This is a genomic window from Actinoplanes sp. ATCC 53533 (assembly GCF_003947245.1).
The window spans coordinates 109,969-123,645 of sequence record NZ_QHHV01000104.1; the positions used below are offsets into that span (position 1 = coordinate 109,969).

Here is a 13,677-nt window from a genome sequence, read left to right on the forward strand (position 1 = left end):
TCTATTCCCTCCGGGACTCGGCCGGTTCAAGATGGGAGCGCTCCCAAAGAATCCCCGTTCCCCCGATCCGATCCGGAAGGCGTTCACCATGTCCGACCGACCCGTCCCCCGTAGACCCCGGCTCCGCACCACGCTCACGCTGCTGGCGGCGAGCGTCGCCGCCGGCGGCCTGACCCTGTTCGTGGCACCCTCCGCCGACGCCGCCACCACCCTCGGCGCCTCGGCGGCCGCCAGCGGCCGCTACTTCGGCACCGCCGTCGCGGCGAACAAGCTGAGCGACAGCACCTACGTCGGCATCCTGAACCGGGAGTTCAACTCGGTCACGGCCGAGAACGAGATGAAGATCGACGCGACGGAGCCGCAGCAGAACCAGTTCACCTTCGGCAACGCGGACCGGATCGTCAACCATGCCATCGCCCAGGGCATGAAGGTCCGCGGGCACACCCTGGCCTGGCACTCGCAGCAGCCCGGCTGGATGCAGGGCATGGAGGGCACCGCGCTGCGCCAGGCCATGCTCAACCACGTCACCCGGGTCGCCACGAACTACCGCGGCAAGATCGACACCTGGGACGTGGTGAACGAGGCGTTCGCGGACAGCGGCGGCGGCCGGCGCGACTCCAACCTCCAGCGCACCGGCAACGACTGGATCGAGGCCGCGTTCCGGGCCGCGCGCGCCGCCGACCCGGGCGCCAAGCTGTGCTACAACGACTACAACATCGACAACTGGACCTGGGCCAAGACGCAGGCCGCCTACACCATGGTCCGCGACTTCAAGGCCCGCGGCGTGCCGATCGACTGCGTCGGCCTGCAGTCCCACTTCAACAGCGGCTCGCCGTATCCCAGCAACTACCGCACCACGCTGCAGAGCTTCGCGGCGCTCGGCGTGGACGTGCAGATCACCGAGCTGGACATCGAGGGCTCGGGACAGACCCAGGCCACCACGTACGGCAACGTGGTGAGGGACTGCCTGGCGGTGGCCCGGTGCAACGGCATCACCGTCTGGGGCATCCGCGACACCGACTCGTGGCGGGCCAGCGGCACCCCGCTGTTGTTCGACGGCAACGGCAACAAGAAGGCCGCCTACACGAGCACCCTGGACGCGCTCAACGCCGGTGGCACCAACCCCACCACGCCGCCGCCGACCTCCCCGACCGTTTCGCCGACGCCATCGCCGACCGGCACCACGCCGCCGCCGTCCGGCGCGGGCTGCACGGCCACCTACACGGTGAACGCGTGGACCGGCGGCTTCACCGCCTCGGTCAAGGTCACCGCCGGTGGCAGCGGGGTCAACGGCTGGGCGGTCACGCTGACGCTGCCCGCCGGCGCGGCGGTCACCAACGCCTGGAACGCGCAGAACAGCGGCACCACCGGCGCCGTGCGCTTCGCCAACGTGTCCTACAACGGCCAGATCGCCGCCGGCTCCAGCACCGAGTTCGGCTTCCAGGGCACCGGCAGCGGGCCGACGGCCAGCCCGACCTGCGCCACGTCCTGACCCCCGGCCCGCGCCGCTGCCGTTCCCCATTTCCCGGCGTGGCGCGGGCCTATTTTCCGGCGTGGCGCTGGCCCTGTTCTCCGGCGTGGCCTGGCCTCCGGCGTGGCGCGGACCCACCCTCCGCGCCACGCCGGATTCCTGCTGTTACCTCGTTCCGGGTCGGCTGACCGGGCACGCCGCCGCGCGGCTCACGACGCGCCGGTGCGGGTCGCGATCGCCTGCAGGAAGATCTGGTTGATCTTGGCCGGGTCCTCCGCGATGAAGACGCCGCTGGCCGAGCCGCTGGCGTCCGAGATCGCCTTGAGCTCGTTGCGGTCGACCTCGGGGCCGATACCGATGATCACCACGCGGACCGGCTTGTCGGCGTTGCGCGCCTTCTTCAGGGCGGCCACGAGATCGTTCAGTTCGAGGCCACCGTCGTTCTCGTTCACCCCGTCGGTGAAGAGGATGACCGAATTGACCCGGCCCGCCTGCCACCCGTCCTGCACGTTCTTGTACGCCGCCAGCGCGGTGTCGTACAGCCCGGTGTCGCCGTTCTTCTTCGGCTTCATCTCGTTCAGGGTGTCGTTGAGCTTGGTGCGCCCCGAGGACAGCGGGGTGATCGGCACCTTGGGCTGCCACGCCTGTTTGCCGACCAGATCCGTGGCGAAGAACCAGACGCCGATGGCCCACCGGTCGTCGAACAGCTGCAGCCCTTGCGCGGCGGCCCGCTTGGTGACCTCGGCACGGGTCAGGTTGCCCGCAGTGGGCACCGGCTTCAGCATCGAACCGGAGATGTCGAAGACGGCCAGCACCCGGCCCGGCTGGGTGATGGCGGCCCAGCTGCCCAGCAGCTGCGTGATGGCGGTGGCGGCCTGGGTCGCGGCGGCGGCGGTGCCCGGGCTGGCGCCGGCGGGCGCCGAGGCGGCCACCGCGGGTGCGCCGGTGGGCGGGGTGAAGCCGGCCCCCGTCTTGCCGCCGGGTCCCCGCAGGCCGACGGTCGCCAGCGCGTTCAGGAAGGTGGTGCCGCGCAGCGCCTGGTGCAGGGCGGCGGCGGCCGCGGCCTTCTGCGCGTCGACCTCGGGCATGACCGCGAACGGATAGTTCAGCGCCGCCGGCGCCGGATCGAGATAGAGCGCGGCAAGCGGGATCGGCGGCTTGTTGCTGTTGTACGCCAGCACGTCCTCCTCGGACAGCGGCGCGGCGCTCAGCCCGGTGGTGACCTCCTCGGCCGTCCGCGGGAACTTCTCCAGCAGGTCCTGGCGGATGCTCGAGGTGTTCGCCGCCAGCCCGCGCAGCGCGCGCACCTTCTTCTGGGTGCCCGCCTCATCGCTGCCGGCGGCCCCGCCCAGGGCGAGCAGGCCGGTGAGCCCGGCGGCGTCCCGGATCGGGTCGACGATGCCGGGCCGCAGGCTGTTGCCCCCGGTCAGCTGGGCGAGCAGGTCCTGCCACTTGAGCTTCCTGGCCGGCCAGCCCAGCTGCTGCGCCACCGGCGCCGGCATGGCCAGCACCACGGGACTCTCGGCGACCGGGGTGTTGTCGGTCGGGACGAAGCCCGGTGCCTCGCCGCCGACCCGCAGCAGCCAGGTCGAGGAGTCCGGGATCCAGACGTCCGGCACGGTCGGCTTGCCCGGCGCCGCCTTCAGGCCGGAGAGGCCGACACCGTGCTTGGCAGCGATGGTCGCGGCGGCGACGGCGGGGTCGACGGCGGTCACGCCGACCTTGACGCAGACGCCGTCGACCTGCGCATCCTTACCCCGCGTCCACTCGTCGGCGGCGGCCTGGACCGCGCCGGCTATCTCGGTCGCGGCGGCGACGTCGAGCTTCACCTGCCCGGCACAGTCGTCGGCGGAGAGGCGCTGGTAGCCCAGCCAGGATCCGGCACCGATGACGACGAGCGAGGCCGTGGCCGCGCTCACAACGATGCCGGTGATACTCAATGTTCTTCGATGGCGTCCGGGCACGCGGTCCATCGTCCGCAAGTGAAGATCTGAACGCCATGGACGTTCGGACTGAATTCTCACATCAACTGCAAATTGAGGCCCGTATCACTCTCGATCGACCGCATTGCGTGTGCTTGTGCCGACAATGAGTGAGGTCGGTGCGCGGGCCGGGCGCGCCCGGCGGCCCCGGCCCTGCCGAGACATTTTTGTCGCACCTCTGCGGTATCAAGTACATCGTCTCCCGCACACAGGAAGCGAGCACCGCATGTCGAGCACGGGACCGTCCGCCGGCCTGATCACCGCCGGCCACGAGGTGGCACCGGTCGTCGACGCCGCACACGCCGCCGCGTTCGGCAGCCGCGAGGAATACCGCGCGGCGATCGAGCGGATGCGCGCGGCCGCCACCGCCTACTACGCCGGCGGCGACCTCGACATGGACGACGCCACCTACGACGCCCTGCTGGCCCGCACCGCGGCGACCGAGCAGGTGGAGCCGGGCTGGGCCGAGAGCGACTCGCCCACCGTGACGGTCGGCGCCGGGGTCGCCGCCGGCGACGTGGAGCACAGCACCCCGATGCTCAGCCTCGACAACGTCTTCGACGCCGACGAGCTGCGCGGTTGGGCGGCCCGGCTGGAGCGGGTCCTCGGCGGCCCCGCGCTCGGCTACACGGTCGAGCCCAAGATCGACGGCATGGCCATCGCGGCCCGCTATGTGGAGGGCCGGCTGCGCCAGATCGCCACCCGCGGCGACGGCCGCGCCGGCGAGGACGTCACCAGCCAGGCCCGGCTCGTCGCCGGGCTCCCCGCCGAGCTGCGGCGGCCGGCGACCGTCGAGGTGCGCGGCGAGGTCTTCATGACCGACGCCGACTTCGCCCGCGCCAACGAGCTGCGCACGGCACACGGCGGCCAGGCCTTCGCCAACCCGCGCAGCGCCGCCGCCGGCACGCTGCGCGCCCAGGACCGTGCCTACGACGCGCCGCTGTCGTTCCTGGCCTATGCGGTGCACGACCTGCCCGGCGGCGAGGGCCTGACCCACGGCGCCGCGATGGCCGCGATCGCCGAGCTGGGCGTGGCCACCACGGCCGGTTCCCCCGCCGGCATGCCCCGCTGCGCGACCGTCGACGAGCTGTCGGCGGCCATCGCCGCTATGGGCGCGGCCCGCGGCACGCTGGGCTTCGACATCGACGGCGCGGTGGTCAAGGCCGACGACCCGGGCGACCGCGACCGGGCCGGCTCGTCGAGCCGGGCGCCCCGCTGGGCGATCGCGTTCAAATTCCCGGCCGACACCCGCACCAGCCGGCTCGCCGCGATCGAGGTGCAGGTCGGCCGCACCGGCGTGATCACCCCGGTCGCGGTGCTGGAGCCGGTCCAGGTCGGCGGGGTGGTGGTCACCTCGGCGACCCTGCACAACTTCGGCGACCTGGTCCGCCGCGACGTCCGCGTCGGCGACACCGTGTTCGTGCGCCGCGCGGGCGAGGTGATCCCGGAGATCACCGGCGCCAAGCTGGACGAGCGGCCCGCGGACGCCGAGCCGTTCACCCCGCCGGAGGTCTGCCCCCGCTGCGGCGGCGAGATCGACCGCTCGCAGAAACGCTGGCGCTGCACCCAGGGCCGGGCCTGCGGCGCCGGCGAGTCCTTGGCATACTTCGCGGCCCGCGACTCGATGGACATCGAGGGCCTCGGCGACAAGGTCATCGCCGGGGTGGTGGCCGCGGGCCTGGTCACCGACCCCGCCGATCTCTACGACCTGACCCCGGAGGCCCTCGCCGAGCTGGAGCGGTTCGGCCCCACCTCGGCCACCAAGCTGGTCGCGGCCATCCAGGCCTCCAAGGCCCAGCCGCTGTCCCGGGTCCTCACCGGCCTCGGCGTCCGGATGACCGGCCGGTCCATGTCCCGCCGCCTGGCCCGCCACTTCGGCACGATGGCGGCGCTGCGCGCGGCGACGGTGGAGCACCTGCAGGAGGTGGAGGCGGTCGGCCCGGAACGAGCGGCCACGATCGCCGCGGAGCTGATCGACCTGAGCCCGGTCATCGACAAGCTGATCGCCCGGGGCGTGACGATGACCGAGCCCGGCGTCCCCGGCCGCGACGCGACCCCATCCGCCGAGGCCGGCCCCGGCTCCGCCGCCGAGGCCGGCCCCGGCTCCGGGTCCGCCGCCGACGCCGTCCCGCTGCCCCTGCGGCGTGCGGACGGCAAGCCGATGACCGTGGTCGTCACCGGCTCGGTCCCCGGCCTGACCCGCAACGAGGGCAACGAGGCCGTGGAACACCTGGGCGGCAAGTCCTCCGGCTCGGTCTCGGCCCGCACAGACCTGGTCGTGGTCGGCGCGGGCGCCGGCTCGAAGGCGGCGAAGGCCGAGGAGCTGGGGGTGCGCATCATGCCGTCGGCACGCCTCGCGGACCTGCTCGCCGCCCACAACGCCGGCGAGGTCCCCGCCCTCCAGGACTTCCTGGACTGAGCGGATTCCGGGCCGCATCGGCCCACGCCAACCGCCGGCACCCTCGGCTACGATCGGGACGGTTGCGTTTGCGCTCCCGACCCGGCCAGGGTCGACGCGACCCGTCCGGCCGAGCGCCTCACGACATGAGGTGATCGGACCGATGGCATCGTTTCTCGGCATAGCGGCGGCGACCTGGGGCGTGGTGATGGCTGTCGCGCCGCTCCTGCAAGTCCGACGGATGGTCATCCGCCGATCATCCGACGACCTGTCGCTGGGATACTTCGCCGTCCTGCTGCCCGGGTTCGCATTGTGGATGGGCTACGGCTGGGCCGGTGCCGACTGGCCGCTGGTCGTGCCCAACGCCCTCGCCCTGGCCGTCGGCATCGCCACCGTGATCGTGGGACGCCTCCTGCGCAGCCACAACCGTCCGCCCCAGCAAGACGGAGGCGACAGCCGGCGCCGCGAGGGTGCCTGAAACACCTCGAGCCGTTGGTGCGGCGAGCCCTACCGCGCCGCCGCTGCTGCCGCTGCTGCCGCCGCTGCTGCTGCTGCTGCCGCTGCTGCCGCCGCTGCCGAGCGACTACGCGGCTGCAAGATCCTCGCCGGGTCGCCGACCCAGAATCGACGTTGTTGCGCGCGGGTGCGGATGACGCCCGAAGGTATCAAGATTGCGACCGCCGGCCGCGATATGCGCAGTTTTGTGTAGTTCAGTTCCGGGATATGGGACCGGATGTTCAGGAGGCGGACACCGTGCCCGGCATGCGGGACCGGGACTCATCAGCTGGACGTGGTGCCCGCATGGTGGACCGTCGAGGGCCGTGACCGGGCCATCGTCGCGGGAAGCGGATTCGGCGAGTGGCTTGGCCGTGGGTCCGTCGCGGGGATGGGATGTCGACCGAACACACCGGACGCTCACCAAAAGGGTTCAGGAGGCCGCGGGTTACCAAGTCTGTGACGCGGCGCGCGACCGGCGGAGTGCTGGGGTCGAAACAGATGAAGGCGATTTGATCGGACCACGCGTCACGCGGGTGACATCAGTTCGTAGAGGTTGCGGGCATCGTCGACGAAGTACAGACCGCGGGCGCACAACGGGTGGTCGGTGCGCCCGTTGCCGGGTTCGTCGGGTCTGCTGCCGTACGGCACGCCTTCGGTGCGCAGCCGGGCCAGGATCTGGTCGAAGGTCACCGGGTCCACATCGAACGCCAGGTGCAGCCCGACCGGGCCGTCGACGGTCAGGAAGTCCAGCGTGAGCTGTTCGTTGACGCGTACCGGGGCGAAATGGCGGTCCTTGCCGGCGTAGGTCAGTCCCATGACGCCGGCGAAGAACGCAGCGGCCCGTTCGCTGTCGACGGCGGGCACGATGGTGTGGTTCAGGGTGATGGTCATGCCCTGCCTCCTGACGGTGCCCACGCCGGGCGGGCCGGGATCCAGGTCAAGCCCGGGATCAAGACGCCGGCGACGGCGGGGTGCGGCACGCTGAGCGCGATCCGGGTCGCGACTTTCATGCCGGGAGCAAGCAGAGGCGCGAAGGACGGCACGAGGAGGGTGCCGGCGGTGATCGTCCAGATGCGCCGGGAGAAGCGCGGTAGCAGCCGCTCAAGCAGGGCGAACGATCCCCAGCCAGCCAGGGTCGAGGCGACCACCACGACCGGGGCGAGCCCGATCTCCAGCGTCTCCCGGCCCGGCGGCCCACCGGTAACGATGAACCGGTGACCGAGCAGCGGCCCGACCCCCACCCAGCTGACGACGGCAAGCCCGACGGCGCTGATCACGGCGCCGGCCCGACGGACCCGGTTCACTCAGCACCCGCCGCGGCGTCGATCACGCCGTGCAGGAACACGTCGACCAGGGTCTCTATCGACGTCTCCACTCCACCGGGCACTCCACGGCCGCCGAAAAGCATGCCGAGGAAGACGGCGGCGAGTTGCTCCGCGGGAAGTCGCAGCGACGCCCGGTCCGGCTCCAGCAGCCGAACCACCGCGAGATAGGTGCGCTCAGTGGCCGCTTCCCGGTCCCCGGTTGCTGCTTGCCGAGCTCTGGTTGCCGCTTGCTGGTCTCCGGACGCCGGTCCTCGATCCGCAGTGGCCGCTTGCCGGTCCCTGGTTGCCGCGTCGCGGTTGCCGGTTGCCGGTTCTCGATCCCCGGCTGCTGCTTCCCGGTCCCGGGTCGCGTCGCGATCGCCCGGCGTGCCGGGCTCACCTCGGTGGCGGGTGCCCTGCACGGCGCCGATCACCGCGCCCATCCGGTGCAGATAGGCGTGCAGGGTCGCCGCCGCTTCGGTGAGCCGCGCGGACAAGGGCTGATCCAGTGGCACGGCGTCGAGCTCGGCCAGGACGTGGTCGTTGCGCAGGGCAGCGGCCACGCACGCGTTCAGCAACTCGTCCTTGTCGGCAAAGGCACGAAAGACCGTCGCCTCCCCGATCCCCGCCGCCCTCGCGATCTGCAGGGTCGTCACGGCCGAGCCGTGCTCCATCAGCAGCGGCAGCGCCGCAGCCACGATCATCTCCCGTCGGTCCGCTGTGCTCATTCCCGGCGCTCTGCGCCGGCCGGGTGTCTCGGTCATGCCGGAAACGCTACGGAGTGAGTACTCACTCCGTCAAGGTAGGAGTGAGTACTCACTCCGGCCGGTCGGGCGACGTCTGCCGGAGCGGGCCGGAGCAGGGCCGGAGCAGGGCAGTGCGGGCCGGGGTGGGGTGGTGCGGTGCGGGCGGTGCGGGGGCGGCAGAGCGGGGCAGTGCGGGGCGGCAGGGCGGGGCGGCAGAGCGGGGCAGTCCGGGGAGGCAGAGCGGGGAAGTGCAGGGCTGGGAAGTGCAGGGCTGGGTGGCCAGGTGAGGGGGTGCGGTTCCTCGCAGCCGCAGGTGCCGCGGGGGCTCCGCTGTGGCCTGGCAAGGAGTTCTTCGAGCTGCGGCGCATCGTCGGCATGTTTGTCACGATCGCTCGGTGGCGGTTTGGATGGCCCCTTGAAAGAATTGCGCGGAAACGGAGAATGAACGCCGGGGAAAGGCGATATCAGATCCTCTGGCAATTGCGGATGTGCATTACCGTGGCGTCGTGTCCGCAGTTGCAGAGGCGTTGAGAAAGATGTTCCATCCGGCGACCCCCGTACGTCTGCGTCTCTGGTCCGGCCTGGTGATCTGCACCGCCGTGGCGCTGCTTGCCGCGACCGGATCGCTTTTGTCCCGGGTTCAGGATCAGGTTCGGATCATCGGTGGGCAGGCCGTGCCGCAGGCGGCCACGGCCGCGGATCTGTATTTTGTCCTCAGTGATCTGGACGCTCAGGTTACCCGGATGGTGCTGGTCGGCGATTCGGCGGAATTGTCCGGCAGTCAGCTTGACGCACTTGGCACCTATCAGCAGCGCAGTCGGCAGGCCGACGAGGATCTGCAGCGGTCGCTGACCACCGCGACCGGGGCGGCCGACCGCGCGATCGTGCTGGACCTGATGCATCATCTCGCGGTCTACCGCCGGTGGGTGTGGCAGGCGAGGACCGCGCAGTCGCAGGCGCCGCCGCAGCCTCCGGGCCGGTTGCCGCCGGACGCGCTGGGCTACTACACCCAGGCGACCAACGTGCTGCACCTCGAGCTGCTGCCGGGCGCCGAGCGGTTGCGCGCTGCGGGTGAGTCGCGCCTCGACCGGGCGTACGCCGACAAGCGCAGCACCGAGGTGGTCGCGATCGGGTTGGCCGTGCTGCTCGGCGGGGCCCTGGTCGTGCTGCTCGTGATCCTGCAGGTCTGGCTGGCCCGGCGGTTCCGCCGGATGTTCAGCCCGGCGCTGGCGCTGGCCACCGTGCTCACCCTGGGCCTGACGGCGGGCGTGTGCCTGGTCCTCGTCACGCAGGGGCAGCGACTCGGAGCCGCGCGGGACGACAGCCTGACGCCGTTCCTGGCGCTGTCGCAGGCCCGGGCGCTCAGTTACGACGCCGCGGCGGACACCAGCCGCTATCTGCTCAGCGGCAACCTGGATCTCTACCAGCGGGACTTCACCGGGAAGTCCGGCAGGCTCAGCGCCGTCGCCGCCGAGCTGGATTCCGGCGGCCAGATGCTCGATCGCTGGCAGGGCTACCAGCGTGACCATCAGCGCGTCGTGGCGCTGGCCGCCGCCGGGCGTACCGGGGCGGCGGTCTACGCCATCACCGGCATCCGCCGGGGCGACGCGGCCTTCGATTTCTCCTACTACGACGCCGCGGCCGGCGCGGCGGCCGAGGCCCGCAAGGCCGGCTTCGACGCGGCCCTGCGCGACGGCGAGCGGCTGCTGACCGGCTGGCCGCTCGTCCCGCTGCCGGTCCTCGGTGCCGTGATCCTGCTGGTCCTGCTCGGCGTGCGTAAGCGTCTGGCGGAATACCGATGAGGGCGCGACTGGCCTTGGTCCTGGCGCTGGCGCTGGGTGCGGCGGCGTGCGCGCCGGTGTCCGCGCCGACGGAGGCCGCCGGGGCGATCTTGTGTGCGGCCGGCTCGCTGCGGGGCCAGGGCTCGTCGGCGCAGACCACCGCGGTCAACGCCTGGATCCGGAACTACCAGGTCGCCTGCCCGGACGCCACGATCGCGTACGAGAGCACCGGCTCGGGCGCCGGCGTGCGGGCGTTCCTCGCCGGCACCGGCGCCTTCGCGGGCACCGATTCGGCGCTGACCGCGCAGCAGCAGGCGGCGGCCGATGCCCGGTGCGCGCGCGGCCCGGCCGTGCACCTGCCCATGGTGATCGGTCCGATCGCGCTGGCCTACAACGTCGCCGGGGCCGGCGACCTGCGGCTCGCCCCGGCCACCGCGGCCAAGATCTTCGCCGGGGCCGTGACCAGGTGGGACGACCCGGTGATCGCCGCGGACAACCCGGGTGTGGTCCTGCCGTCGACCGCGATCCGCACGGTGCACCGCGAGGACAGCTCGGGCACCACCGCGAACTTCACCGCGTTCCTGGCGGCGACCGCGGGCGCCGACTGGCGGCTCGGCGGCCAGAGCACGTGGCCCGCGGCCGGCGGCAGCGCGCAGCGCGGCAGCAACGGCGTCGCGTCCACGATCGCCCGGACCGACGGCGCGATCGGCTACCTCGAGGCGTCGTACGCGCGGTTCCACGACCTGGCGGTGGCCCGGATCCGCAACGGCGCGGGCGAGTTCGTCGCGCTGACCGACGCGGCGGCCGGCCGCACCATCGCCGCCGCCGGCCTCACCGACACCGGCGGTGACCTCCGGCTCGACGTCGACTACCGAAGCCGCGCCGGCGGTGCGTACCCGATCGTCCTGGTGACCTACGAGGTCGTCTGCCGGACCGGGGCCTCGCCGCTGCTGAAGAGCTTTCTGACCTACACCGCGAGCACCGAGGGCCAGGCCGCCGCAGCCCGGCTGGGCTACGCCCCGCTGCCGGAACAACTCCGCGGCAAGGTCGCCGCCGCAGTAGCCGGACTGACCTGAGAGGCCGGGCCGGGCTGAGCGGCGGGTTAAAGGCTGGGCGACGGGCCGGGCTGAGCGACAGGTCAAGCTGCGGCGGTGGGTCGGGCTGGGGCGGTGGGCCGAGCTGAGCTGGCCGCTCAACCCGGGCGGATCTCGCCCGGAGTGCGGCCGAACGCGCGCCGGAAAGCGCGGTGGAAGCCGGCCACGTTGCCGAAGCCGGCGTCGGCGGCGACGTCGATGACCCGCAGGTGGGCCAGCGCCGGGTCGGCCAGGGCGCGGCGGGCGCGTTCGAGCCGGAACCGCCGCACCGTGCCGGCATAGCTGTGCCCGCTCCCCGCGAACAACCCGTGCACCGTGCGCACCGAGACACCGAGCCGCCGCGCGGTCGTGGCGGGGGAGAGGTCCTCGTCGGCCAGGTGTTCCTCGATGTCCGCGACGGCCGCGTCCCGGGACCGCGCGGACCCGGCGCGGCCCCGTGCCGCCGGGTCCGCGGGTTCCAGGGCCACCGCGAGCAGGCCGGCCGCGTGGGCGGCCAGCCGGGCGGCCACATCCGGGCCAAAGGGGGTACGGATGACCGCGGTGAGCGCATGCCGCACCGCGGCACCGACCCCCACCCCGGTGTCGACGCGGACGGCGGTTCGCACCGGTCCACTTGCCTGGGTCGCCAGCAGCGTGCCCGGAACGAACAGCGACAGCTGCCGGAAGTCGGAGCGGAAGTCCATGGTGAACGGTTCGCCGGTGTCCACCACCGCGAGATCCCCGGGCTCCAGCACGGTCTCGCGCCCGTGCTGTGCCAGCAGGCTGGACCCGCGGACCTGCAGATTGGCGTAGAAGCCCGGCCGGGGCGCCCGCTCGATGTCGCGCCCGGTCCGGCGCACCCGCTGCCGCTGCGAGTCGATCCGGGCCAGGTCGAGCCGGCCCAGCGGCCACTGGGTGACCCGCCCGGTGAAGCCGTCGCGCAGGTCGGATTCCGGGCTCAGCGCCAGGAAGGCCTCGCAGATCAGCTCGCGCCAGTGGGCGAACTGGCCGGCCGCCGCGGTGGCCGACGTGGACCAGGTCTGTGGCACGGCCGCTCCTGTCCCGTTTCCGACGTCTGCGTGGTATGCAACACCGGCTGCGCGCAGCGCGACACCGTCGCGACCAGGATCCGACACCGTGGCCGGATGACATTGCACACCCGTTTCACCGACGCCTTCGGGCTGTCGACGCCGATCGCCCAGGCCGGCATGGCCTTCGTCGGGATGACCCCGGATCTGGCCGTGGCGGTCAGCAATGCCGGGGCCCTGGGTTCACTCGGCGTCGGGTTGATGCCCGCGCCGGCGATCACCGCCACCATCGCCGCCATCCGGGCCGGGACCGACGGCCCGTTCCACGTCAATTTCATCACCAGGTTCGCCGGGCCCGGGCAGATCGACGCCGTCTGCGCGGCCCGGCCGGCGGGCGTGTCGTTCCACTGGGGGCACCCCCGCCGGACGTGGATCGACCGGCTGCACACCGCCGGGGTGCGCGTCCTCGAACAGGTCGGCTCGGTGGACGGCGCGAAGCAGGCGGTCGACGACGGCGTGGACGTGATCGTGGCACAGGGGAGCGAGGCCGGCGGCCACAACTTCGCCACCCTGCCGACCTTCGCCCTGGTGCCGCTGGTCGCGGACGCGGTAGCCCCGGCGCTGGTGCTGGCCGCCGGCGGGATCGCGGACGGGCGAGGGCTGGCGGCGGCGCTGATGCTGGGCGCGGACGGCGTCTGGGTCGGCACCCGGCTGGTGGCCACGCACGAGTCGGCGGCTCACGAGGAGTACAAGGCGCGGGTGGTCGCGGCGGACGCCACCCAGACGGCGCGCACCGCGGTGTTCGGCGCCGAGCTACCGGACTTCAACCCGATGCGGGTGCTGAGCAACCGGGTGGTCCGCGAATGGCGGGACCGGGTGGACGAGATCCCGGCGGACACCTCCGGGCTTCCCGTCATCGGGCACACCGAGCTGGGTGGGGTGCCGACGGAGCTGCGCAAGTTCTCCAGCCTCGTACCCATGAGCGGCCTGACCACCGGTGACCTGGAGGAGATGGCGCTGCCGGCGGGGCAGGGCATCGGCCTGGTCGACGCGGTCGAGCCGGCCGGCAGCGTCATCGCGGCCATGACCCGGCAGGCCCGGGAACTGCTCGGCCGGCGCCGGCCGGCACCGGCCTGATCCCTCAGCCCGGGAGCCGGCCGGCGCCCGCCTGACCCCCTCAGCCCGGGAGCAGGGCACGGGCGCGCCGCACGACGGTCTCCTCCCGCAGCGCCAGGGAGCTCACCCAGGCCTCGGCGAAGTGCAGCAGGCCGCGCGCCCCGGCCTGCTCGAAGACGCCGCGCAACAGCGCCGTGCGTTCCGCCGGTGGCAGGTGCGTCCGCTCGGCCGGCTCGCGCACCCGGTCCACCAGGTGCTCGACGGCCAGGAAGAGGAACGG

12 protein-coding genes are annotated in these 13,677 nt (G+C 72.7%); 6 read left to right on the top strand and 6 right to left on the bottom strand.

Going from position 1 to position 13,677, the window contains the following annotated elements:
• The first annotated feature begins 88 nt into the window (after positions 1 to 88).
• On the top strand, positions 89 to 1,492 hold the full coding sequence (locus tag DMB66_RS31000) for an endo-1,4-beta-xylanase (RefSeq protein ID WP_125807652.1): 1,404 nt from the start codon (positions 89 to 91) through the stop codon (positions 1,490 to 1,492).
• A gap of 188 nt (positions 1,493 to 1,680) precedes the next feature.
• Here DMB66_RS31000 and DMB66_RS31005 read toward each other — a convergent pair whose 3' ends face one another.
• Positions 1,681 to 3,390 (bottom strand): substrate-binding domain-containing protein, encoded by a 1,710-nt coding sequence (locus DMB66_RS31005; protein WP_233624967.1) that lies wholly within the window; start codon positions 3,388 to 3,390, stop codon positions 1,681 to 1,683.
• Positions 3,391 to 3,679: 289 nt separating this feature from the next.
• On the opposite strand from DMB66_RS31005, the gene ligA reads away from it, so the two are divergent.
• On the top strand, positions 3,680 to 5,872 hold the full coding sequence (gene ligA / locus DMB66_RS31010; protein ID WP_125807654.1) for an NAD-dependent DNA ligase LigA: 2,193 nt from the start codon (positions 3,680 to 3,682) through the stop codon (positions 5,870 to 5,872).
• A gap of 142 nt (positions 5,873 to 6,014) precedes the next feature.
• Positions 6,015 to 6,329: a SemiSWEET family sugar transporter gene (locus DMB66_RS31015; protein WP_125807655.1), complete on the top strand. Its 315-nt coding sequence runs from the start codon at positions 6,015 to 6,017 to the stop codon at positions 6,327 to 6,329.
• 545 nt (positions 6,330 to 6,874) lie between these two features.
• Here DMB66_RS31015 and DMB66_RS31020 read toward each other — a convergent pair.
• The 3 genes from DMB66_RS31020 to DMB66_RS31030 are packed head-to-tail and all read right to left on the bottom strand — an operon-like array spanning position 6,875 to position 8,417.
• The gene (locus tag DMB66_RS31020) at positions 6,875 to 7,240 is read right to left on the bottom strand and encodes a VOC family protein (protein ID WP_125807656.1); all 366 of its coding nucleotides are present in this window, start codon (positions 7,238 to 7,240) and stop codon (positions 6,875 to 6,877) included.
• Positions 7,237 to 7,653, bottom strand: a complete 417-nt coding sequence (locus DMB66_RS31025; protein WP_199752706.1) for a DUF6069 family protein — start codon at positions 7,651 to 7,653, stop codon at positions 7,237 to 7,239. Before DMB66_RS31025 ends, DMB66_RS31020 begins: the two co-directional genes overlap by 4 nt.
• Positions 7,650 to 8,417: a TetR/AcrR family transcriptional regulator gene (locus tag DMB66_RS31030; protein WP_199752707.1), complete on the bottom strand. Its 768-nt coding sequence runs from the start codon at positions 8,415 to 8,417 to the stop codon at positions 7,650 to 7,652. The genes DMB66_RS31025 and DMB66_RS31030 overlap by 4 nt, the downstream gene beginning before the upstream one ends.
• A gap of 488 nt (positions 8,418 to 8,905) precedes the next feature.
• Here DMB66_RS31030 and DMB66_RS31035 point away from each other — a divergent pair, with 488 nt between their 5' ends.
• Both DMB66_RS31035 and pstS read left to right on the top strand, forming a co-directional pair.
• Positions 8,906 to 10,201, top strand: coding sequence for a hypothetical protein (locus tag DMB66_RS31035; protein WP_233624968.1), 1,296 nt, complete (start codon positions 8,906 to 8,908; stop codon positions 10,199 to 10,201).
• Positions 10,198 to 11,256, top strand: a complete 1,059-nt coding sequence (gene pstS, locus DMB66_RS31040) for a phosphate ABC transporter substrate-binding protein PstS (protein WP_125807657.1) — start codon at positions 10,198 to 10,200, stop codon at positions 11,254 to 11,256. Before DMB66_RS31035 ends, pstS begins: the two co-directional genes overlap by 4 nt.
• A 116-nt stretch (positions 11,257 to 11,372) precedes the next feature.
• Here pstS and DMB66_RS31045 read toward each other — a convergent pair whose 3' ends face one another.
• A complete protein-coding gene (locus DMB66_RS31045; RefSeq protein ID WP_125807658.1) occupies positions 11,373 to 12,302 on the bottom strand; it encodes a helix-turn-helix domain-containing protein in 930 nt (309 codons plus the stop codon).
• Between the two features lie 96 nt (positions 12,303 to 12,398).
• Between DMB66_RS31045 and DMB66_RS31050 the strand changes: the two genes are divergently transcribed.
• A complete protein-coding gene (locus DMB66_RS31050) occupies positions 12,399 to 13,418 on the top strand; it encodes a nitronate monooxygenase family protein (RefSeq protein WP_125807659.1) in 1,020 nt (339 codons plus the stop codon).
• Positions 13,419 to 13,458: 40 nt separating this feature from the next.
• On the opposite strand, the gene DMB66_RS61500 is transcribed toward DMB66_RS31050, so the two are convergent.
• Positions 13,459 to 13,677 (bottom strand): hypothetical protein (locus DMB66_RS61500; RefSeq protein WP_158647421.1); only part of this gene is annotated, 219 nt, incomplete at its 5' end.